The sequence below is a fragment of the Streptomyces sp. NPDC018026 genome, from assembly GCF_044327745.1.
Classification (GTDB): domain Bacteria; phylum Actinomycetota; class Actinomycetes; order Streptomycetales; family Streptomycetaceae; genus Streptomyces; species Streptomyces rubrogriseus.
In genome coordinates this window covers 44238-65328 of record NZ_JBIRFY010000022.1, presented here as the reverse complement: position 1 = coordinate 65328, position 21091 = coordinate 44238, and the positions used below count along the sequence as shown (strand labels likewise).

16 protein-coding genes are annotated in these 21091 nt (G+C 71.9%); 3 read left to right on the top strand and 13 right to left on the bottom strand.

All coding sequences use genetic code 11. From position 1 onward, the window contains the following. Nucleotides 1-46 precede the first annotated feature (46 nt). Complete coding sequence (locus ACH4D3_RS38650; RefSeq protein WP_398332462.1) at nt 47-223, bottom strand: hypothetical protein; 177 nt, start codon at nt 221-223, stop codon at nt 47-49. Between the two features lie 474 nt (nt 224-697). On the opposite strand from ACH4D3_RS38650, the gene ACH4D3_RS38645 reads away from it, so the two are divergent. Further along, nucleotides 698-1141, top strand: coding sequence for a hypothetical protein (locus ACH4D3_RS38645; RefSeq protein WP_398332461.1), 444 nt, complete (start codon nt 698-700; stop codon nt 1139-1141). Nucleotides 1142-1163: 22 nt separating this feature from the next. Here the strand turns inward: ACH4D3_RS38645 and ACH4D3_RS38640 are convergent, their stop codons facing one another. From ACH4D3_RS38640 to ACH4D3_RS38610, 7 genes are all read right to left on the bottom strand, one after another. Beyond that, on the bottom strand, nt 1164-2666 hold the full coding sequence (locus ACH4D3_RS38640) for an SDR family NAD(P)-dependent oxidoreductase (protein WP_398332460.1): 1503 nt from the start codon (nt 2664-2666) through the stop codon (nt 1164-1166). Between the two features lie 102 nt (nt 2667-2768). Continuing rightward, nucleotides 2769-4109, bottom strand: coding sequence for a wax ester/triacylglycerol synthase family O-acyltransferase (locus ACH4D3_RS38635; protein ID WP_398332459.1), 1341 nt, complete (start codon nt 4107-4109; stop codon nt 2769-2771). Nucleotides 4110-4296: 187 nt separating this feature from the next. Beyond that, nucleotides 4297-6615 carry a GH92 family glycosyl hydrolase gene (locus ACH4D3_RS38630; RefSeq protein WP_398332458.1) on the bottom strand — a complete coding sequence of 773 codons (2319 nt, stop codon included), beginning with the start codon at nt 6613-6615 and terminating at the stop codon, nt 4297-4299. A 58-nt stretch (nt 6616-6673) separates the two neighbouring features. Then, nucleotides 6674-9301 (bottom strand): PA14 domain-containing protein, encoded by a 2628-nt coding sequence (locus ACH4D3_RS38625; RefSeq protein ID WP_398332457.1) that lies wholly within the window; start codon nt 9299-9301, stop codon nt 6674-6676. Between the two features lie 202 nt (nt 9302-9503). Next, nucleotides 9504-10724 carry a glucose-1-phosphate adenylyltransferase gene (glgC, locus tag ACH4D3_RS38620; protein ID WP_398332456.1) on the bottom strand — a complete coding sequence of 407 codons (1221 nt, stop codon included), beginning with the start codon at nt 10722-10724 and terminating at the stop codon, nt 9504-9506. A gap of 50 nt (nt 10725-10774) precedes the next feature. After that, the gene (gene glgA, locus ACH4D3_RS38615) at nt 10775-11938 is read right to left on the bottom strand and encodes a glycogen synthase (protein WP_398332455.1); all 1164 of its coding nucleotides are present in this window, start codon (nt 11936-11938) and stop codon (nt 10775-10777) included. Between the two features lie 94 nt (nt 11939-12032). Then, entirely contained in the window at nt 12033-12869 is an 837-nt protein-coding gene (locus ACH4D3_RS38610) for a (2Fe-2S)-binding protein (protein ID WP_398332454.1), read from the bottom strand. Nucleotides 12870-13096: 227 nt separating this feature from the next. On the opposite strand from ACH4D3_RS38610, the gene ACH4D3_RS38605 reads away from it, so the two are divergent. Then, entirely contained in the window at nt 13097-14362 is a 1266-nt protein-coding gene (locus ACH4D3_RS38605) for a DMT family transporter (protein ID WP_398332453.1), read from the top strand. Here ACH4D3_RS38605 and ACH4D3_RS38600 read toward each other — a convergent pair. Then, nucleotides 14352-15677 (bottom strand): transglycosylase family protein, encoded by a 1326-nt coding sequence (locus ACH4D3_RS38600; protein ID WP_398332452.1) that lies wholly within the window; start codon nt 15675-15677, stop codon nt 14352-14354. The genes ACH4D3_RS38605 and ACH4D3_RS38600 overlap by 11 nt on opposite strands. Nucleotides 15678-15993: 316 nt before the next feature. Between ACH4D3_RS38600 and gndA the strand changes: the two genes are divergently transcribed. Continuing rightward, nucleotides 15994-17433, top strand: a complete 1440-nt coding sequence (gene gndA / locus ACH4D3_RS38595; RefSeq protein ID WP_398332451.1) for an NADP-dependent phosphogluconate dehydrogenase — start codon at nt 15994-15996, stop codon at nt 17431-17433. Between the two features lie 451 nt (nt 17434-17884). Here gndA and ACH4D3_RS38590 read toward each other — a convergent pair whose 3' ends face one another. The 4 genes from ACH4D3_RS38590 to ACH4D3_RS38575 form a co-directional block, all read right to left on the bottom strand. After that, nucleotides 17885-18553, bottom strand: coding sequence for an aspartate/glutamate racemase family protein (locus tag ACH4D3_RS38590; protein WP_398332450.1), 669 nt, complete (start codon nt 18551-18553; stop codon nt 17885-17887). Between the two features lie 43 nt (nt 18554-18596). Beyond that, nucleotides 18597-18941, bottom strand: coding sequence for a GNAT family N-acetyltransferase (locus ACH4D3_RS38585; protein ID WP_398332449.1), 345 nt, complete (start codon nt 18939-18941; stop codon nt 18597-18599). A 52-nt stretch (nt 18942-18993) separates the two neighbouring features. After that, nucleotides 18994-19413, bottom strand: coding sequence for an aspartate 1-decarboxylase (gene panD / locus ACH4D3_RS38580; protein WP_398332448.1), 420 nt, complete (start codon nt 19411-19413; stop codon nt 18994-18996). A 578-nt stretch (nt 19414-19991) separates the two neighbouring features. Further along, on the bottom strand, nt 19992-21044 hold the full coding sequence (locus tag ACH4D3_RS38575; RefSeq protein ID WP_398332447.1) for a hypothetical protein: 1053 nt from the start codon (nt 21042-21044) through the stop codon (nt 19992-19994). Nucleotides 21045-21091 lie beyond the last annotated feature (47 nt).

Below are 21091 nucleotides of genomic sequence, written 5' to 3'. Positions count from 1 at the left end.
TGTGGCACGCCCATGCGTGCGTCGGCCTCGGCGGGTGGCGGGCGGGTCAGTCCACGCTCGGCAGGATGTGCGGCTCGGCGAGGTCCTCCTCGTAGCCCGCGAGGCGGATGGGGGCGGAGCGCGCCCACACGTCGAGGCTGCCGATCTCGCCGGGCCGGCGGCCGGCCCGCCCGGTTGCTTCCTCGGTGCGTTGCTCTGGGGTCGTCGTCGTTTCCGGTGTCACCGCGCACTCCTTATGTGTCGGGTCACCCTGGGGGCCTGCCGACGCCAGTCTCCTGTCCGGCACCCGGCGCCCGCTCGGGTGTGGGTCGAATGCAGTCAGGACGCGGTGGCGCCGGCAACTCGTGCGGGAGCAGGCCGTTGTGAACGGCTTGTCCCGATGACGGACCTGGGTGTGGGTAGTGCCCTGTACTGCCGTCCGTCCGGACCAGATTAACCAAATGAGCGGGGGTGCGCTCTATGGGGCTCAAAAGATGGGAGAACCATTGCCCTTCGCTCCGCGCGCAGTTGACCCGAGTCTGCACCGATTTAACCGCTTCCGCACGGTGCGCAACTCACCCGTTCGGCCTACATCGGCGTCCGCGCCTTCGAATGTCGGCGGCGCCGGGTCGGGCAGTTAAGTTGCCGTTGGCTGCGGCGCAAGCTCGCCATGGTCTGCTGCTCGTCGGCAACGGCTGTCTCGTGGGAGGACCGAGGCATGGAACTGCGCAGTGTCGAGGAGCTGATGGACCTGCTGTACGCCTGCCGGGGCGAACGGCCCGCCGGCGGGGCCGACGGCGGGCCCGGGGATCCGCACGCGCACGCGCTGCGCACGGCCGCGCTGCTGCGTCGGCGCCGCCCGGCGGACAAGGAGCTCCAGGTCGCGGGGCTGGTGTCGCCGGTGGGACGGCTGCTGTGGCCCGGCAGCCCGGCCGCCAGGACGGCCGACGCGGTACGGCCGCTGCTCGGCGCCCGCGTCGCCCGCCTGGTGCGCCGCCGGGCCCACCCGGAGGCCTGGGACCACGACGACGACCTGGTCAGCCTGCGTCAGGCCGACGAGGAGGCGCGCACCGCCGTCTTCGACGCCGGGGTCCTGGAGGACTGGCGCACGGTGCTGGAGCTGACGGCGGCACGGAACTCGCGGCTGGGCGCGGTCGACTGAGGCACCGTCCGGTGCGGCCCGGTCACCACTTGCCGGGCGCGTAGTCCTTGAGGAAGACGCCGTACAGATCCTCGCCCGCCTCGCCGCGCACGATGGGGTCGTAGACGCGGGCGGCGCCGTCGATCAGGTCGAGCGGGGCGTGGAAGCCCTCGTCGGCCAGGCGCAGCTTGTCGTAGTGCGGGCGCTCGTCGGTGATCCAGCCGGTGTCGACGGAGGTCATCAGGATCCGGTCGGTGTCGAACATCTCCTGGGCGCTGGTCCGGGTCACCATGTTCATGGCGGCCTTGGCCGCGTTGGTGTTGGGGTGACCGGCACCCTTGTAGCCGCGGGCGAACACGCCCTCCATCGCCGAGACGTTGACGACGTAGGCCCGGCCCGCGGGCGCCTGGCGCGCGGCCTCGGCCATCGACGCGCGCAGCGCGCTGATGAGGATGAACGGCGAGGTGTAGTTGCACAGCTGGGTCTCCAGCAGTTCCACCGGGGAGATCTGCTCGATGGTCTGGACCCAGGTGTTGGAGTCGACGACGTCGGGCACCAGGCCGCCCGCGTCGATGGCGGTGCCCTCGCGGTGCCGGACCACACTGGCGTTGCCGCCGACCAGGGCGAGGTCGGCCACCTGCTGCGCGTCGAGCCCGGAGGTGCCCAGCGGAAGCGCGGCCAGACCGTCCACCGCACCGGAGTTGAAGGCCCCGATGACCTGGTGCGCGGGCAGTTCACCGGCGGGCAGCGGGGCGCTCTCGCCCTCGACCAGCGCGGCGTACGCGGAGGGCAGGCGGCGCACGGTCTGGGTGGCGTTGTTGATCAGGATGTCGAGCGGGCCCTGCTCCGTGATCCGCTCGGCGAGGGCCACGGCCTGGGCGGGGTCGCGCAGGTCGATGCCGACGACCTCCAGGCGGTGCAGCCAGTCCGCGGAGTCGTCCATCGCCTTGAAGCGGCGGATGGCGTCCTTGGGGAAGCGGGTGGTGATCGTGGTGTGCGCGCCGTCGCGCAGCAGCCTGAGCGCGATGTACATGCCGATCTTGGCGCGGCCGCCGGTGAGCAGCGCGCGCTTGCCGGTGAGGTCGGCGCGGGCGTCGCGGCGGGTCCGGTTCTCGGCGGCGCAGTCCTGGCAGAGCTGGTGGTAGAAGTAGTCGACCTCGGTGTAGCGCTGCTTGCAGACGTAGCAGGAGCGGGGCCGCTGGAGTATTCCGGCGATCGTGCCCTGCTCGGTGCGCGAGGAGGGCAGCAGGCCCTCGGTCTCGTCGTCGATGCGCTCGGCCGACCCGGTGGCGGTGGCCTCGGTGACCGCCTTGTCGTGCGCGGTCTTGGCGGCGCGGCGCTCCTGGCGGCGGCGCTGCTTGACCGTGCGGTAGATGTGCGAGGTGGCCCGGCGGACCGCGATCGCGTCGGGGTGGTCGACGTCCAGCTCGTCGAGTTCCTTCAGCACGCCGAGGCAGACCGCGAGCCGTTCCGGGTCGATGCCGGGGGCGTCCGCGGGCGCCGCCACCTCGTCCGTGGTCGCCGCACCGTCCTGTGTCACCGTCATCGCCGCTGCCGTTCCCTGGTCACCGTTGCGGCGCTCCGGGGGCGACCGCTGTCGAACAGCGGATTTTATTCAGCGCGCGGCCTGGATCCAAACCCGTCGGGGTCAGGGACGGCACGCCGTGAGCAACGTCTCCACCTCCTCGGCCACCGCCATTGCGAACCGGTCGAGGTCGGGTACCGCCTTCGCGTCCGCGAGCAGGCCGTAGTGGACCCGTCCGCGGTACGTCGAGACGGCCACCGCCAGGGAGTGGCCGCGGGCCAGCGGGGCCAGCGGATAGACCTCGGTGAGCGGGTGCCCGCCCAGCCGCAGCCCGAGGCTGGGCAGGGGCACGCTGGTGACCAGGAGGTCGAACCAGAGCCGGGCGGCCCCGGAGACCAGTGGCCCGCCCAGCCGGTGGCCGAGCGCCGGGACGTGGTCGGCGAGCAGGGCGACGGCTCCGGCGCCGCGTCCGGGCCCGGCGTCCTTGTTGCGGTCCATGGCGGCGCGGACCGTGCCGAGGCGGGAGAGCGGGTCGGGATCGCCGACCGGAAGCCGTATCAGGTACCCGGAGAGCCGGTTGCCCTGTGGGTGGGCGCTGCGCGGGCGGCGTTTGGAGACGGGGATGAGGGCGCGCGGCGCGACGCCCTCGCTGCCGTCGCCGCGCTCGTCCAGCCAGCGGCGCAGGGCGCCCGCGACGACCGCGATCAGTACGTCGTTGACGGTGCCGCCGGTGGTCTTGCGGACGTGGTGCACGTCGTCGAGGTCGACGGACACCCCCGCGGTCCGGCGGGTCCCGGAGGACGCGGCGGTGAGCGCGGGCGAGGAACGCACGTCGAGGGTGGACAGCGCCGCCGCGGCGCCGATGTCCAGGGCGCGCCCGGCGTCGGACAGGGCGCCGCGCAGCCGGTCGGGCAGGGCGCGCACGTCCGGCAGGAGTCCGCGCGGCGGCTGCTCGGGGCGGGGCCGGGGCGCCGGCAGGTCCATCGGGTCGAGGACGCCCGCGGCCAGGGTCAGGGCGCGCAGACCGTCGGCCAGGGCGTGGTGGAACTTGAACAGCACGGCGAAGGAGCCGCCGTCGGCGCCCGGCAGCACGTGCGCCTCCCACGGGGGCCGTCCGCGCTCCAGGGGGCGTTCCATCAGGCGTCCGGCCCGGGCGTGGAAGTCCGTGGCCGGGGCGTGCAGCCGCACGTGGTCGAGCGGGTCGAAGCGGGGGTCGGGCTCGCGGGTCGCGCCGCCGAACGCGAACGGCCGGCGCAGGGCCAGCGGCGGCTGCCAGGTGTCCCGGATCCTCATCCGCAGTCCGGGCACCGCGGGGGCGCGGGCCGCGAGCAGGTCCGCCGCGAGCGCGCCCGCGGTGGGCGAGTCGGCCTCGAAGACGCCGAGCGCGCCCAGGTGCATGGGGTGCTCGGCGGACTCGATGTTCCAGAACGCGAGGTCGAGGGGAGCGAGCGGATCGGGAGTCAAGGGCTTGCCTCGCAAGGACGACGCATGGGCGGTGGATGGACAACGGGTGGACAAGCAGTCAATCGCTCTCCGACGATTACGGTCAAGTACGATCAAGCTACGCACAGTTAACAAGAGATTAAAGTCCCGCCCCTTTCGGCAGGGGCGGGACTGCTGTGGCTCATGGGGCGCCTGAGCTCGCGTCGGCTCAGGTCAGCGGCGGCGGCACCGCCTCCGCCCCGGTACCCCACCCGGACGGCTGCGGGCCGACCGTGAACGCGAGCGACCGCACGGAGCGCAGGGCGTCCGTCGTCAGCCACGTCCGGGCGTAGGCCGAGCCGTCGGTGCGGGCCGACTGGACGTACCGGTCGGTGTCCGAGGTACCGGGCGCGGTGATCGTCAGGGCGCCGCGCGGGTAGTAGCGGCGGTCGAGGGTGAGGTCGACGCGGTCGAAGACCGGGGTGGACAGGCCCCAGGTGTCGTAGCCGGGCTGGATCGGGAAGATCCCGATCGAGGACAGCACGTTCCACGCGGACATGGTCCCGAGGTCGTCGTTGCCGGTCATACCGGTCGGCGTGTCCGTGAACAGGGTGAGCGCCGCGTGCACCACGTCGGTCGTCTTCCAGGGCTGCCCGGTCGACAGGTAGGTGTACGGGGCGATGAGGTCGGGTTCGTTCTGCGGGTTGTACTTGTCGGCGTTGTAGTAGTCGTACGGCCCGTTGACCCACACCTCGCGGGCCGTCTTCGCCGGGTCGGCGAGGAGCTGGTCGTAGGCGAAGAAGGAGTCGAGCCGCGCGTTCGCCGCCTCGGTCCCGCCGATGAGGTCGATCATGCCGGGCAGGTCCTGCGGCACCAGCCACTGGTACTGCCAGGACGTGCCCTCGTGGAAGCCCTCGCTCTGCGCCGGGTCGGCCGGCCCGGTGAAGGCGCCCTCGGCGTCGCGGGCGCGGAAGAAGCCGGTCGAGGGGTCGAAGACGTTGCGGTAGCTCTGGGCGCGCTCGGCGTACCGCTGCGCGTCCGCGTCGTGGCCGAGGTCGCGGGCCATGCGGGAGAGCATGGCGTCGGACAGGGCGTACTCCAGGGTCGCGGACGCGCCGTGGTCGTAGTCGGAGTCGCCCGGCTTGGCGTGCGGGCGGCCCTTGACGTACGGCGCGAAACCCTCGGCGAGGTACTCGCGGTTGGCCTCCCGGCCGACGGCCGGCGAGTCGGCGGGCGGGACCCCGTCCGCGTTCTTCCTCAGCGCCCGGTAGGCCTTCTCCTCCCAGCCGTGCAGCAGGCCCTGCTGGTAGGCGTTGGTGAGGAAGGGGGTCACCGGGTCGCCCGTCATGATGTTGGTCTCGACGGTGCCGTAGCCCCACTTGGGCAGCCAGCCGCTCTCCTCGTCGATCTTGATGACGGAGATGGCCATGTCGCGAGCCTCGCGGGGTGCGAGCAGGGCGAGGAGCTGGGACTGGGTGCGGTAGGTGTCCCACAGGGACCAGTTCTGGTAGTACGTGAAGCCCTTGGCGCGGTGGATCTGCTGGTCCCAGCCGGTGTAGCGGCCGTCGACGTCGCTGCCGACGTTGGGGGCCAGGAAGGACCGGTACAGGGACGAGTAGAAGGTGCGGCGCAGGGTGTCGTCGCCCCCACGGACCCGGACGTCCGCCAGCCGCTTCTCCCAGGTGCGGTCGGCAGCGCGGCGCACGGAGTCGAAGGAGTGCCCGCCCTCGGCGCGCAGGTTGAGCGCGGCGCCGCGCGCGTCCACGTAGGACAGCGCGGTGGTGGCCTCGACGGTGCGGTCCTTCGTGGTGTCGAAGCGGACGTAGGCGCCGTCCCCGCCGCTCTTCGCGCCCGCGGTCACGGTGCCGTCGTCCCAGGTGCCGTAGGAGGCGAAGGGACGGTCGAAGCGGGTGATCGTGTAGACGGTGTACGGCTTCGTGTCCTGGCAGAAGCCGCTGCCGGTGATCGCGGTGCGCACGGTGCGGCTGTCGAGCACCTCGACCTTGGTGCTGATGTTCCTGTGCAGCGACTGGCCGGCGTTGAGCAGGACGTTGGCCTTGTCGGTGGCCGGGAAGGTGTAGCGCTGCACGCCGGTGCGTTCGGTGGCGGTCAGCTCCGCGTCGACGCCGGAGTCGAGGCCGACGCGGTAGTAGCCGGGGCTCGCCTCCTCGTCGTCGTGGCTGAAGGAGGCGGCGTACTTCGCGTAGTCCGTCTCGGTGACGTCCCCGGTGGTCGGCAGCACCGGCAGGTCGCCGCCGAGCCCGCAGCCGACGCCGGAGAGGTGGACCAGGGAGAAGCCGCGGATGTGGGTGTCGGAGTGGTCGTAGCCGGTGTTGTGGCCGGTGTCCGGCGAGAACTGCACCATGCCGAAGGGCACGGCGGCGCCGGGGTAGGTGTTGCCCTCGTTCTCGGTCCCTATGAAGGGGTTCACGAGGTCGGTCAGGTGCGGGGCGGTCGTCGGGACGGCCTGCGCCGCCGGGGCGGTGAGCAGCGCGGACGCTGCCACCACCCCGGCCACGCACAGCCGCAGACGCCGGGTGCCTCTCATGTGCGGTGACCTCCGGAAGGTCTGCTGTGTCGTGCGGTTCCGCTTCGGGTGCGGGTGATCAGTCGGTGCAGCCCGCAGGGGTGGGCCGGGACGCGTCGTGGATGAGTGCCTCATGGGCGGCCTTCACCCGCTCGACGTCCGGCTTGAGCACCTTGCGGTCGTACGTCGTCAGGCCGTTCAGCTCGCCTTCGACGTCCGAGATCTGGGTGTACACGGCGCCGTTGCTGCCCCGGCAGACCAGGGCGCGCACCTCGTCGAGCTTGGTGAGGTAGTCGTCCGTGTACGTCTGCGGGTCGACGTCGACGTACGACTGCTGCACGGACCAGGCGTGTCCGGGCACCGCCAGGCCGAGGCCGCCGTACTCGCCGGTGACCAGGGCGCGTTCGCCGTCCGGGGAGGGCGGCAGCGCGGGGCTCGGGTAGCCGTGCTCGTCCATGATGTCGCCGGCGCCGCCGTCGGCCCCGAGGTTCAGGCCCGACTGGTTGTTGACGAGCCGGGTCGGGTCCCAGGCCTTTGCCTGCTCTGCGACGCGGCCGATGTCGTACTGGCCCCAGCCCTCGTTGAAGGTGACCCACATGATGATCGACGGGTGGCTGACGTGCTCGTCGATCATCTCCTTCATCTCCCGCTCGTACTCGGCGCGGGCGGCGGTCGACGGGTTCTTCCCGGCGGTCATCGCGGGCATGTCCTGCCACACCATCAGGCCCAGCTTGTCCGCCCAGTAGAACCAGCGGTCGGGCTCGACCTTGATGTGCTTGCGCACCGAGTTGAAGCCGAGCTGCTTGTGCAGCCTGAGGTCGTACGCGAGGGCCTCGTCGGTGGGCGCGGTGTGCAGTCCGTCCGGCCAGAAGCCCTGGTCGAGGGTGGCCATCAGGAAGGTGGGCTTCCCGTTGAGCAGGGTGCGCGGGACGCCGTTCACCTTCTCGACGGCGATGGAGCGCATCCCGAAGTAGCTCTCGACGTGGTCGCGCCCGACGGTGACCTTCAGGTCGTACAGGAACGGGTCGTCGGGCGACCACTGGCGCGGGTCGCGAATCTTCAGGGTCAGCGGCTCGCCGGTGCGGCCGCTCACCGTGGCGACCTCGCGGTGCCCGGCGTACGCCGTGGCCCTGACGCGTACGCCGTCGCGCACGCCCTTGGGCTCGACGGTCAGGGTGCTCGCCGCGCCGTCGACGTGCGGGGTGAGCTTGAGGGAGTCCACGTGGTCCCGGGCGACCGGCTCCATCCAGACGGTCTGCCAGATGCCGGAGCTGGGCGTGTACCAGATGCCGCTCGGGTCCAGGCGCTGCTTGCCGAGCGGCGGGTTCTCGCCGTTCGCCGCGTCGGTCGGGTCGTAGACGCCGACGATCAGCTCCTGGGTGCGGCCGGGCTTGAGGGCGTCGGTGACGTCGGCGCCGAACTTGTCGTAACCGCCCTTGTGGTCGGCGACCTTGGTGCCGTTGACGTACACCTCGGACTGCCAGTCGACGGCGCCGAAGTTCAGCTTCAGCCGCTGGGCGGAGCCGATGTGCCAGTCGCGGGGCACGGTGAAGGTGCGGCGGTACCACATGCGGTCCTCGTGCCGCTGGATGCCGGAGAGCTGCGACTCCACCGGGTACGGGACGAGGATGCGCTCCTTCAGGTTCTTGCCGACCGGCGGCTGCTCGCCCGCCTCCGCGGCGGCGAACTGCCAGCGGCCGTTGAGGTTCTGCCAGTCGTCGCGGGTCAGTTGCGGGCGCGGGTACTCCGGGAGGGCGTTGTCCGGCCCGACCTCGTCGGCCCAGTCGGTGCGCAGCTCGTAGGTGGACTCGTTGCCGCCGCTGCTCCAGAAGGCGTTGACAACGTTGCCTTCGGTGTCGGTGAGGCCGCCTTCGCCGTCGTAGCGGACGTCGGCGGTGCCGGGGGCGTCGCCGTTCTTGTTGCCGACGACGGGCTGGTCGAGGGCGACGAGCAGGGCGCTGGGGTCGGCGGGGTCGAGCTTGGTCTCGCCGAGCGGCCACGTGGCGCCGCCGATCACGGCTTCGAGGTGGTCGGTCAGACCGGCCGGGGGCGCGGTCAGCGGGCTCGCGAAGTCCAGCTTGAGGGTGCGGCCGGTGGACTGGACGGTGGTCGCCGTCGCACCGTTGTAGTCGAAGCCGTCGGGCAGGCGGAACGCCGACTGCGGGATCGCCTCCTTGCTGCCGCCGGGCTCGGTCCAGCGCAGGTGGAGGTTGGAGCCGCCGTAGTGCTCGAAGTACTCCAGCTTGATGTCGTAGGACTGGCCGGCCGTCAGCTCGATCGGCTGGGCGGTCTGTTCGCGGTCCCAGTCGTCGACCCAGTGGTCGATGGCGAGCTGCCCGCCGATCCAGAGGCGGAAGCCGTTGTCGCCGATGATCGAGAAGGTGTGGGCGCCGGTCTCCTCCGGGACGAGCTTGCCGGTCCAGCGGACGCTCACGTCGTCCGACTGCCCGGTGGCGAAGGCGAGTCGCGGCTCAAGGGTGTTGAAGTCGACCTGCGGGTCGAATCCGGTGGCCTTGAGCTCGTGGAAGTCGAAGGCGCCGGGGGCGGACTGGGTGTAGTACTCGCCCTTCAGACCGTGGATCTCCGCGGTGTCGCCGGTGCCCGCCGGGTCGGCCGCGTTGGCGGCCGGCACGGCGGCGAGTCCCGCGACGCCGAGGGCGGCGGCCAGCAACAGGGCGAGTTTGTCTCTGAGTCGTTTGGTGCGCACGGACCCTCTCCTCGAGAACGGGTGGTGGCTGATGGCTCAGGACATCGATGTCATACATCGATGTAACGGCAGCGGTGCAGAGGCATGACAACACGGATTCCGCTTGACGTCCAGGGACATGACAACGGCCCCGGGCTCAACGCGCGTATCACACGCGCCCGGAGCCGTCGCCCGTCCCCTCGCCCGTCCGGGCGGGTGTCCGTCACGGCACCCGCTGCCCCTTGCCCAGCGCGATCACGCCGCCCTTGGAGACGGTGTACAACTCGCCGTCCCGCTGCGGGTTGACGCCGATCGTCGCGCCCGGCGGCACCTCCACGTTCTTGTCGAGGACCGCCCCGCGCACCACCGCACCGCGGCCGATGTGCACGTTGTCGTGCAGCACCGAGCCCTGCACGACGGCACCCGGATCGACCAGCACGCCCGGGGAGAGCACGGACCGGGTGACCTGGCCCCGGATCAGGCAACCGGCGCTGACGATCGACTCGCTGGCGATGCCCCCGGCGTTGAAGCGGGCCGGGGAGAGCTGGGTGGAGTGGGTGTAGACCGGCCAGTCCCGGTTGTAGAGGTTGAAGGCGGGCCGCTCGGCGATCAGGTCCATGTGGGCGTCGTAGTAGGCGTCCAGCGTGCCCACGTCCCGCCAGTACCCCTGGTCCCGGGCGGTCTCCCCGGGGACGTGGTTGGCGCTGAAGTCGTACAGCGCGGCCTCGCCCCGGTCGGTGAGCCGGGGCAGGATCGAACCACCCATGTCGTGCACGGAGTTCTCGTCCTCGGCGTCCCGGTGCAGGGCCTCCACGAGGGCCTTGGTGGTGAAGACGTAGTTGCCCATCGAGGCGAAGACGCACCCGGGGTCGTCGGCCAGGCCGGGCGGGTCGGCGGGCTTCTCCAGGAAACCGGTGACGGTCTGCCCGTCCGAGCCCGGCGTGATCACGCCGAAGGACGGCGACTCGGCGCGCGGCACCCGTATCCCCGCGACCGTGACACCCGCCCCGGACTCGATGTGCTGGGCGAGCATCTGGCGCGGGTCCATCCGGTACACGTGGTCGGCGCCGAACACCGCCACGTACTCGGGCTGTTCGTCGTGCACCAGGTTGAGGGACTGCAGGATCGCGTCGGCGCTGCCGAGGAACCAGCGCGGGCCGAGGCGCTGCTGGGCGGGGACCGGTGTCACGTAGTTGCCGAGCAGGCTGGACATCCGCCAGGTGGTGGTGATGTGCCGGTCCAGGGAGTGCGACTTGTACTGCGTGAGCACACAGATCCGCAGGATGTCGCCGTTGACCAGGTTGGACAGCACGAAGTCGACCAGGCGGTAGGTGCCGCCGAAGGTGACCGCGGGTTTGGCGCGGTCCGCGGTCAGGGGCATCAGGCGTTTTCCCTCTCCGCCCGCCAGCACGATGCCGAGCACCGAAGGACCTCCACGACGCATGGCCGCTCCCCTCACCCTCGTTCACCCTCGGCCGCCCCGGGCGGGGCGGCTCAAGCCCGCTTGAGGATCTCCTCGTAGAGCCGGACCGTGCGGCGCGCGACCGCGTCCCAGCCGAACTCCCGCACCGCGCGCTCCCGGCCCGCCCCGCCCATCCGCCGGGCGGCCGCCGCATCGCCGAGGACGGAGTCCAGGGCGCGGGCGAGACCCGCCTCGAAGGCGTCGTCCGCACCGTCCTCCCTCGGGACCAGTACCCCCGTCACGCCGTCGGCCACGACCTCGGGGATGCCGCCCACCCGGGAGGCCACCACCGGGGTGCCGCAGGCCATCGCCTCCAGGTTGACGATGCCGAGGGGCTCGTACACGGAGGGGCAGACGAAGACGGCGGCGTGCGTCAGGAGCTGGATCACTTCCGTGCGCGGCAGCATGCCCGGAATCCAGTGCACGCCCTCGCGGGCGCGGCTCAGCCCGGCGAAGAGATCCCGGAACTCCTGGTCGGTCTCGGGGGTGTCCGGGGCACCCGCGCACAGCACGACCTGCGCGGCGGGGTCGATGTCCCGGGCCGCGCGCAGCAGATGGGGCACGCCCTTCTGACGGGTGATGCGGCCGACGAACAGGACGTACGGGCGGGAGCGGTCCAGGCCGACCCGGTCCAGCACGTCGGTGCCGTGGTCGGGCCGGTAGAGCCGGGTGTCGATGCCGTTGTGCACGACATGGACCCGGGAGGCGTCGAGGTCCGGGTAGCAGCCGAGGATGTCCTCGCGCATGGCGCCGGAGACGGCGATCACCGCGTCAGCCGCCTCGAACGCGGTGCGTTCGGCCCAGCCGGACAGGACGTAGCCCCCGCCCAGCTGCTCGGCCTTCCAGGGGCGCAGGGGCTCCAGGGAGTGGGCGGTCACCACGTGCGGGACGCCGTGCAGGAGCTTGGCGAGGTGGCCGCCGAGGTTGGCGTACCAGGTGTGGGAGTGCACCAGTTCGCGCCCTTCGAGGGCGGCGGTCATGGCGAGGTCCACGGAGAAGGTGCGCAGCGCGTCGTTGGCGCCGTCGAGCGCGGACCAGGGGCGGTGGCGCAGCACGCCGTCGCTGCGGCCCTCGCCCCAGCTGTGCACGTCCAGGTCGACGAGGCGGGCGAGCTCCCGGGCGAGGAACTCGACGTGGACTCCGGCGCCGCCGTAGACGTCCGGCGGGAACTCTCGGGTCAGCAGTCCCACGCGCACCCGGAACCTCCCGTCTCGGCGGCTGGTTCCCTCATGGTCACCCAGAGCGGGCGCCTGGGGAAGAGCGCGGAGGACGCGGAGGGGGCGGTGGCCCTCAGGGCGCCGGCGGGCGCGGGAGGCTGCCGGACTCGGGCGGGCGCGGGGAACGGGCGGGCTCGGGCGTGCGCGGGGAACGGGCGGGGCCCGGCGGGCTCGGGAAGCAGCAGTCGCCGCAGACGCCCCCGCCCGGCACCCGGTAGTACAGGCAGCAGCTGCGGCGCCGGAAGGACGTGCCGGTGAGCGTCCCGGTGCCGGCGAGCAGGGGGTGGGCCAGCAGGCCGGCGGTGAGCGACCGGGCCCGGGCGGCGGTGTCCGTACGGCCGTGTCGGCGGGCCCAGCGGTCCAGTTCCCGGCCGGCGCCGGCCAGGGCGGAGGCCGCGTTGCCGCGCAGCAGTCCGGTCGCCACGCCGTAGCGGGTGTGCACGGCCTCGGCGAGGGGGGCCAGGTGGGTGGTGAGGACAACGTCCCCGACGGTGTCGCCGTCCCCCGGCCGGGCGCGCACCTCGGTGAGCCACAGGTCGTCGGGTGCGGTGGCCTCGGGGTCCCAGTGCAGCAGGCGGGGGTCGAGGTCCGGGACCTGTCCGTACAGGACGGCGCAGGCCAGGGTCACCGACCACAGGCGGGCCGCGAGTCCCTGCTGGGCCACGGAGGCGGCGACCCGGGCCTCGGGAGCGCCGAGCACGGTGGCGACCCTGCGGACACGACGGTCCAGCGGGTCGGAAAGCTCGAGCGGAACCTGAACATCCGCCACCCCGTCTCCGTACTCGGGTGCGTAGACGTGTGCGAGGGGCGCGAGGGCGGCGGGCCGCCGTGCCGGCGCGGTCCGCGAGACGCGCAGGACCGAGAAGCCGCCGAGCGGGCGGAGGGCGGAGAGGGCGGCGTCGAGGTCCACGGAGAGCAGTAGTATCAGGGCCCTTAGGGGACTGGGCCAGGGGTCGGGGTCGGAAGTCGCCCACCCTGGGGAGGACGGCGGCGCCGTCGTACTCCATCGGTAGTAGGACCCAAAGAATGCTCAGGGACGACGACGGGAAGATCCTGAGACGGCATCGTGTTGTCCATGGATGACGACCGATCGCCGCGCCGGGCCCAGCGCCCCCGCCTCACGCAGAGGAGCAGCCGATGAGCGCCCTCGCGTTGTCCGTGCTGCTGTCGCTCGTCTCCGCCGTGGCCTACGCGGGCGGCGCGATCGTGCAGGAGCGCGTCGCGGCGTCGTCCCCGGGTGCTCAGTACGCTCCGCTGCGCCGGCCCGCCTGGTGGGCGGCGGTCTCGCTCAACGGCCTGGGCGGTCTGCTGCACGTGGTCGCCCTGGCGCTCGGTCCGCTGAGTCTGGTGCAGCCGCTGGGAGCGCTCACCATCGTCTTCGCGCTGCCCATGGCGGCGCTCTTCGTGGGCCGCAGGGCCGGTGCGACGGCCTGGCGGGGCGCGCTGATGGCCACGGTGGGACTCGCCGGTCTGCTGTCCCTGGTCGGTGCCTCCGACGCGCAGTCGCTGGACACGGCGCAGCGGGTCGGGGCGGCACTGGTCACCGGCGGCGCGATCGTCGCGCTGACCATTGCCGGCCGGGCCGCGCACCGGCACCCGGCGGTCCGCAGCATCCTGCTGGCGACCGCGTCCGGCATAGCGTTCGGCATGTCCTCGGTCTTCACCAAGACGGTCGCGGTCGACTGGAACGGCGGCGTGTCGGCCGGTGATCTGCCGTCGCTGGCCGTGATCGGCATACTCGCCACGGCCGGCATGGTGCTGTCCCAGGCCTCCTACCGGGGCGCCGGTCTCGCCGCCCCACTGGCCATGCTGACGGTCGTGAACCCGGTGGTGGCCGCCATCGTCGGCATCACGATGTTCGGCGAGACGTTCCGCTACGGCACGACCGGCACGGTGCTGGCCCTGAGCTGCGGTGTGGTGGCCGCCGGTGGGCTGATCATGCTGACGACGGAGCGCATCGCGCGGGAGGGCGCCGGTACCGACGAGTCCCCGGCCCTGGCCGACGAGTCCACGGCCCTGGCCGGGGAGCCGGTGGCCCCTGTGGAGGCCGGGGCGGCGGCGCTCGACACGGCGACAACCGGGCCGGTGCGGGCGGCCGAGCCGGTGCCGGCAACCGGGCCGGTGCGGGCGGCTGGCCCGGTCGAGGGTATTCCGGTCCGGGAGCCGATGGCGCCGACGAGTGCGGCGGCACCGGTACCGCAGGTGGCCCGGCTGTCCGACAAGGTCTTCGTGCCGTCACCCGCGGCACCGCCGGTCCCGGACGCCGCCCCCGCCGAGGAGCCGTACGAAGCCCGGACACCGCAGGAGAGCGACGACACGACGCTCTTCTACGGCCCCTTCTACGGCGGCCCGTTCGTCCCGCCGCGCGTGCTCGGCCCCCGACGGGTCCGGATCAGATCCTGACCCCGCCGGCCCGCAGGTACGCCACCGGGTCGACGTCCGAACCGAAGCCGGGCCCCGTCCGCACCTCGAAGTGCAGATGCGGGCCCGTGACGTTGCCCGTGGAGCCGGAGCGGCCGAGGCGCTGACCGGCGCCCACCGACTGTCCGCTCTTCACGGAGATCGCCGAGAGGTGCGCGTACTGGGAGTAGCGGCCGTCTCCGTGCCGGACCACCACCTGGTAGCCGTACGAACCGCCCCACCCCGCGCTGACCACCCGCCCGTCCGCGACCGACTTGACGGAGGTGCCGGTGGGGACCGGGAAGTCGACCCCGGTGTGGTAGCCCTTGGACCAGGAGGAGCCCGCCTGGTGGTACGGCGTACCGGTGGCGGCGTCGACAGGGGCCACGACGGCTCGCTGGGCGGTGGCCTTGCCGGCCGCCTTGGCCTTGCCGCTGTCGGAGGACGACTCCTTCGGCGCCTTCCGCTGCTCCTGTTGCTTCTGCTCCTGCCGCTTCTGTTCCTTCGGCTCTTGCTTCTGCTTCTGCTCTTGCTTCTGCTGTTTCCGCTGCTGCTTGTCCTGCTGCTTCTGCTGTTTCTGCTGCTGTTTCTGCTGCTGCTCGTCCTGCCGTGACTGCTGCTTGTCCTGCCGTCTTCCCGCTTCGGTGCCGGACGCCTTGGCGGTCCCCTGGCCGCGCAGCGACAGGCGCTGGCCGGGCAGGATCAGGTCGGGGTCGGAGCCGATCGCGCCGCGGTTGGCCTGGTACAGCCGTTGCCAGCCGCCGCGGACCTCATGGGTGTCGGCGATGCCGGAGAGGGTGTCGCCGGTGACCACCGTGTACATCCTGGCCCTGCCCGCCCGGGACTGCGGGGTGGTCTGCGGCTGGACGTCCTTCACCGAGTCCGACGTCTTCTGCGCCGGCACCGCGGACCCGGCCGGCCGGATGTCGGGCGGGTCGCCGCCACGGGTCAGTCCGGCCCGCTCCGAGCACTCCGGCCAGGCGCCGGGGCCCTGCGTGTCCAGCACCTTCTCGGCGACGGCGATCTGCTGTTCCCTGGTGGCCAGGTCGGCCCGCTGGGCGTACCGCGTGCCGCCGAAGGCCTCCCAGGTGGACTGGGTGAACTGCAGCCCGCCGTAATAGCCGTTGCCGGTGTTGATGTCCCAGTCGTCGGTGGACTCGCAGGCGGCGACCTTGTCCCAGGTCTCCACGTCGGCCGCGTGGGCCGTGCCGGTGCCGACGAGCGGGAGGGCCAGTCCCGCACCCCCCGCGGTGACGGTCAGGGAGGCTCGGTTGATCCTGTTCGGCTGATACCGGCGGTGCCGGCCGCGTACGGCCATGGAGGTCCCCCTCGACATTGCGTCAGGAGTGGCAAAAGTAAGCGCCGCGAACAGGCCATGACAAGACGGCAACCGGCCGGTTGGTCACCCCGAGTGGCCGGGAAGGCGCGGCCGTTGGCCGGATGAGAGGTCGCCCCGCTGAGGCACCCGGCCCCTTCCGCCCGTACTGAGGTTCCGGGGGAGAGCGGGAAGCAGAAAGTGCGACGTGCGTCCCGGCACGTCAGCATGGTCGAGCGGCGAAACCGGCGATACTGGCGGGCACCGGCACCACCTACACAGGGCACCACGGACACCAAGGTCACTAGGAGCCAACCCAATGAGCACTACAGCGCAGATCGGCGTCACGGGCCTCGCGGTCATGGGCCGCAACCTCGCCCGCAACTTCGCCCGCAACGGCTACACGGTCGCGGTGCACAACCGGACCGCCTCGCGCACACACGCGCTGGTGGAGGAGTTCGGGAGCGAGGGCGATTTCGTGGCGACCGAGACCGCCAAGGAGTTCGTGGCCGCGCTGGAGCGCCCGCGACGCCTGGTGATCATGGTGAAGGCCGGTGACCCGACCGACGCGGTGATCCGGGAGTTCGCCCCGCTCCTGGAGCCCGGGGACATGATCATCGACGGCGGCAACGCGCACTTCGCGGACACCCGGCGCCGGGAGCGCGAACTGCGCGAGCAGGGCATCCATTTCGTGGGCACCGGCATCTCGGGCGGCGAGGAGGGCGCACTGCACGGGCCCAGCATCATGCCGGGCGGCTCGAAGGAGTCGTACAAGTCTCTGGGCCCGATGCTGGAGAAGATCTCGGCGAAGGCCGCGGACGAGGCGCCCTGTGTGACGCACGTCGGTCCCGACGGCGCCGGGCACTTCGTCAAGATGGTGCACAACGGCATCGAGTACGCCGACATGCAGTTGATCGGCGAGGCGTACCAGTTGCTGCGCGACGTCGCCGGGTACTCCCCCGCGCAGATCGCGGAGATCTTCCGGACCTGGAACACCGGCCGCCTGGACTCGTACCTGATCGAGATCACGGCGGAGGTGCTGTCGCACGTGGACGCGGCGACGGGCAAGCCGTTCGTGGACGTGGTGGTCGACCAGGCGGAGCAGAAGGGCACGGGCCGCTGGACGGTGCAGATCGCCCTGGACCTTGGCGTGCCGGTGTCCGGGATCGCGGAGGCGGTCTTCGCCCGCTCCCTGTCCGGTCACGCGGCGCTGCGTGACGCCTCGCGCGGCCTGGCCGGCCCGAAGGCGTCCCCGCTCGGCGAGTCGGAGGCGGCCGCCTTCGCCGACCGCGTAGAGCAGGCGCTGTACGCGTCGAAGATCGTGTCGTACACGCAGGGCTTCCACGAGATCGCGGCGGGCAGCGAGGAGTACGGCTGGGACATCGATCTCGGTGCGGTCTCCGCGATCTGGCGCGGCGGCTGCATCATCCGGGCGGCCTTCCTGGACCGCATCCGGGCCGCGTACGACGCCCGGCCGGACCTGCCGAGCCTGCTGTCGGACGAGACGTTCGCCCAGGAGATCGCCGCCGCGCAGGACGACTGGCGCGAGGTCCTGGTCGCGGCGACCCGGCAGGGCGTGCCCGCGCCGGGCTTCGCCGCCGCCCTCGCCTACTACGACGCCCTGCGCGCCGAGCGGCTCCCCGCCGCGCTGACCCAGGGACAGCGGGACTTCTTCGGGGCGCACACGTACCGCAGGACGGACCGGGACGGCGCCTTCCACACGCTGTGGGGCGGTGACCGGTCGGAGGTCACCGCGTAACCCCTTTCCCCCTGTGCCCTCCCCCGGTGTGTGCCGCCCCTCGCTCAGGTGAGGGGCGGCCCCGGCTCGGGGCTGGGCACGGGCTCGGGCCCCGGCGGGATCGGGGACGGCGAGGGCCCGGGAGGACCGGGCGGGTCGGGCGGCGGCTGCGGGCCGGGGCCGGGGGGCGGAGGGGTTGGCTGCGGGCCGGGGCCCGGAGGCTGGGGCGTGGGTTGCGGACCGGGGCCCGGGGGCGGCGGCGGAGGGGCCGGCTCCGGACCGGGAGCCGGTGGTGAGGCCGGGTCCGGGTGCGGATGCGGGGGCTCCGGGTCCGGACCGGGGGTGGGTCCTGGAGTGGGCCCGGGCGGGACGGGATCCGGATACGGGTTCGTCATGGCGCTGTCCTCCGGCCAGTCGGTCGACGTCGGCTCTGTGGACTTGTCCCCCGCCTACCCGACGGCCGCCTCCCCACTCACTCAGCCGTATGAACCGCCGGGCCCGAGTGGCCCAGGCGGGCCGCCGCCGCCCCGGCCGCCAGTCCCGGCGCGGGGCTGGCCAGTACGGGCACGCGGACCTGCGTCGACTCCCTGGCGGGCGCCATGGACGCCTGGGCCAGGACGATCACGTCGGCGCCGGTCACGGAGTCGGCCGCCTCGGTAACCCGGCGCAGGTAGCCTTCGCCGTCACCGGCCTCGAACCGCGACCAGGCGCCCTCCACCAGCCGGGTCCGCACCTCCACGGGCCGGTCCGCGCGGCGCGCCTCCTCCGCGATCAGTGCCGCCGTCGGAGCGAGCGTGCTCTCCAGGGCGGCGAGGACGAGGACCCGCGGACCGGCGGCCACCGCGGCGGCGGCCATGGGCCGGTCGACGCGCAGTACCGGCACACCGGCCCCGGCGGCTGCCGCCTCGGCGACACCCCCGATGGTCGAGCAGGTGCACAGTACGGCGCGCGCCCCTTCCGCCACTGCCCGCCTCAGCACGGCCGCGACGGCGTCGGCCACCGCTTCGGCCCCTTCGCGCCGAGCCCGCTCCAGCAGCCCGGCGTCGACGTGATGCCGCAGTTCAAGGCCCGGATGCGCCGCGTCACGCAGCGCGTCGAAAACCGGAACGTGAACGGCCGAGGTATGCAAGAGCGCCAGCACGCCGCCCCCTCCGCTCATCATCACCTCATCACCGCGTCCGGGATCAGAACAGCCCGGGATGCGCCACGAGCCACTCCTTCGCCGCCCGCAGCAGCTCCGGGTCGGCGGCGGGCGCCTCGTCCGGATGCCGCTCGGCCCACTTCACGACGTACGGGCACAGCGGGGCGACGACGACGCCCTCCCGCCGCGCGATCCCGTACAGCTCCCGTGCCAGGGACCCGGCGATGCCCCGGCCCTCGTGGGCCGGTTCGACGATCGTGTGGACGGGGACGAGGGCCCTCGCGGGAGCCTCCAGGACGAAGTACTCGACGTGCCCGACGACCTCTCCGGCCGCGACCGCCTCCAGCCGTCCTGCCGCCCGGTCGTCACGGATCTCGATGTCACTCACGTCCACACGCTCCTCGTCCCCGCGGGGGTCAGCAGGTCAGTACACCGGTACGTCAGGCCGACACGGCCCGAGGGCTGCGCTCCTGGTCCGAGCCCGGTACCGGCTCCGACGCGTCGGCACCCAGGCCGACGATACGGTTGTCCCCGTCCACGTGCACGACCCGGGGCCGCAGCGACCGCGCCTCGGCGTCGTCGACCTGGGCATAGCTGATGAAGATCACCAGGTCACCGGGGTGCACGAGGTGGGCCGCGGCCCCGTTGATCCCGATCACCCCGGACCCGCGCTCCCCCTCGATGACGTACGTCTCGAGCCGGGCCCCGTTGGTGATGTCCACGATGTGCACGAGCTCACCGGGCAGCAGGTCGGCGGCGTCCAGCAGATCGGCGTCGATGGTCACCGAGCCGACGTAGTGCAGGTCGGCCTGGGTGACGGTGGCGCGGTGGATCTTGGACTTGAACACTGTACGAAACACGAAGAAACTCCCGATTCATCTGCTCCCTGCCTACTTCTGCAGGTCAAGGGCGTCGTCCGGAGAGTACATCGATTGGCGTGTCTGGTCAGCTGTCGCCAACTGTTGAAGGACTCACACTGACCCCTTGCTAACTTTCGAGCCGCGCCAGGATGATGGAAACGTCTTGAAGGAAATTTCGGCGTGCTTCCGTCCAGTCGATGTCGAGCGTGTGAAGGAACGCCTCGACCGGCTGGGCACCGGAATGCCAAGCTGCCTTGCGTCAGAGGATCCGCACGCACTGCGGCGGCACAGGCACAGCCCGCCTCGCTCGCGACCCACTGCGTTCCCTCGTCAGCAACTCCGTGGCCGTCGCGATCATCTTCCAGGTCCACTCCGACGCCACTTCGGTCTCCGTCGGCGGTCACCGAAGAAGCTGGTCTTCTTCTAACAACAGGCCAGGGCGCTCGAACTGGGCTATAGGCGGGTCGGCCATGCCCTCGAACGGTGAGTGACTCCTCATTGAAGTCCCTGGCCGACTACCGGGAGGACCACCCCGGAGGACTCCGAGGCGGCCCTCAGGCACTGCGGAAGACGAGGGGTCAAGCCCGCTTAATCGCCTCGGCCCTGCCTTGCCACTCCTCCAGCACGGTCACACTCCGGAACATGGTCTGAAGAGACCGACCGATCCGCCGGGCCGGTCCACGCAGGTGTCGGCTGGAAGCACCGAACAGGTTGATCAGTGCCATCACCTCCTGGAAGCCGATCGTCACGGTCTGCATGTTCGGGGAAGCTGTCGCCACCTGGTTGAGAATCTCCAGCGTGCCGTCCGGCCACTCGCCACGCGGCGTGTCAGCTGCCCAGTCCAGGAACGCGCCGAACGCCCCAACGCCGGCACCCATGCGCTCCGCGAAGCGTTCGGCCGCTGCTTCAAGGTCGCCGACCGGCCCGTCGATGGCCTTGGCCAGCCGATTGATCACGGCCAGCTTCGAGCTCATCGAAGCCCCGGGATGGCTGACGCGGGCCATGTCCTCCGCGATCAGCTCCATCATCGCTCCAAGATCCGACAAGGCGGACTCCACGTCGGCGATGTCCGCCGAAATGGCCTCCAGTTGGGCCTCGGCTTCGACGGCCAGGTCGAACAGGCCGGGCTCGTCGTCGTGCCCGCATCCCGGTTCCGCGCGAGTTGGCGCCATCGGCCGGGAAGGGTCAACCGCAGCAGCCGCCTCGCGTAAGGCACCGATCAGTAGCATCGTGAGCTGCTGCCGGGCTGTGAGCGCGCCGTCCGGGTGGGACGCAAGCTCGATGGAAGGAGTCCTGCCCGCTCTGGAAGGAGTGACGGATCCCTGGGTGACGTGGACGGTGCACCGACCGAGTGCGTGTCGCATGCCCAGCCCGAAAGACAGTTCCTCGTCGTGTCCGCTGCGGTCCGCCACGACGACGTCCACTTCGGCGAGCAGGCGCAGCAACTGGTCCGCGGGCAACCCGGCATCGGTGAGTGCGTCCGCTCGGAGGAGGGTGAGACCGAGTTGTTCACACGTGGGGCGCACGACGTCTTCGTAGAAGACCGTGGCCCGTTTTCGCCCGTCCGGTACGGATCGGCCGGACGGGTCGGCGGGGATGGTCGATGCCCCGATGGCGAGGCAGGTAGGCATGGCGCCTCCTTCAGAGAGATTCACTGGGGTGATGCGTCGGTGACAGG

What these genes read in the sequence shown, in the direction of transcription:
- ACH4D3_RS38575 (WP_398332447.1), bottom strand. Translation starts at nt 21,044, where the DNA reads ATGCCTACCTGCCTCGCCATCGGGGCATCGACCATCCCCGCCGACCCG.
- glgC (WP_398332456.1), bottom strand. Translation starts at nt 10,724, where the DNA reads ATGCGTCGTGGAGGTCCTTCGGTGCTCGGCATCGTGCTGGCGGGCGGA.
- ACH4D3_RS38600 (WP_398332452.1), bottom strand. Translation starts at nt 15,677, where the DNA reads ATGGCCGTACGCGGCCGGCACCGCCGGTATCAGCCGAACAGGATCAAC.
- ACH4D3_RS38630 (WP_398332458.1), bottom strand. Translation starts at nt 6,615, where the DNA reads ATGAGAGGCACCCGGCGTCTGCGGCTGTGCGTGGCCGGGGTGGTGGCA.
- ACH4D3_RS38605 (WP_398332453.1), top strand. Translation starts at nt 13,097, where the DNA reads ATGAGCGCCCTCGCGTTGTCCGTGCTGCTGTCGCTCGTCTCCGCCGTG.
- ACH4D3_RS38645 (WP_398332461.1), top strand. Translation starts at nt 698, where the DNA reads ATGGAACTGCGCAGTGTCGAGGAGCTGATGGACCTGCTGTACGCCTGC.
- gndA (WP_398332451.1), top strand. Translation starts at nt 15,994, where the DNA reads ATGAGCACTACAGCGCAGATCGGCGTCACGGGCCTCGCGGTCATGGGC.
- ACH4D3_RS38640 (WP_398332460.1), bottom strand. Translation starts at nt 2,666, where the DNA reads ATGACGGTGACACAGGACGGTGCGGCGACCACGGACGAGGTGGCGGCG.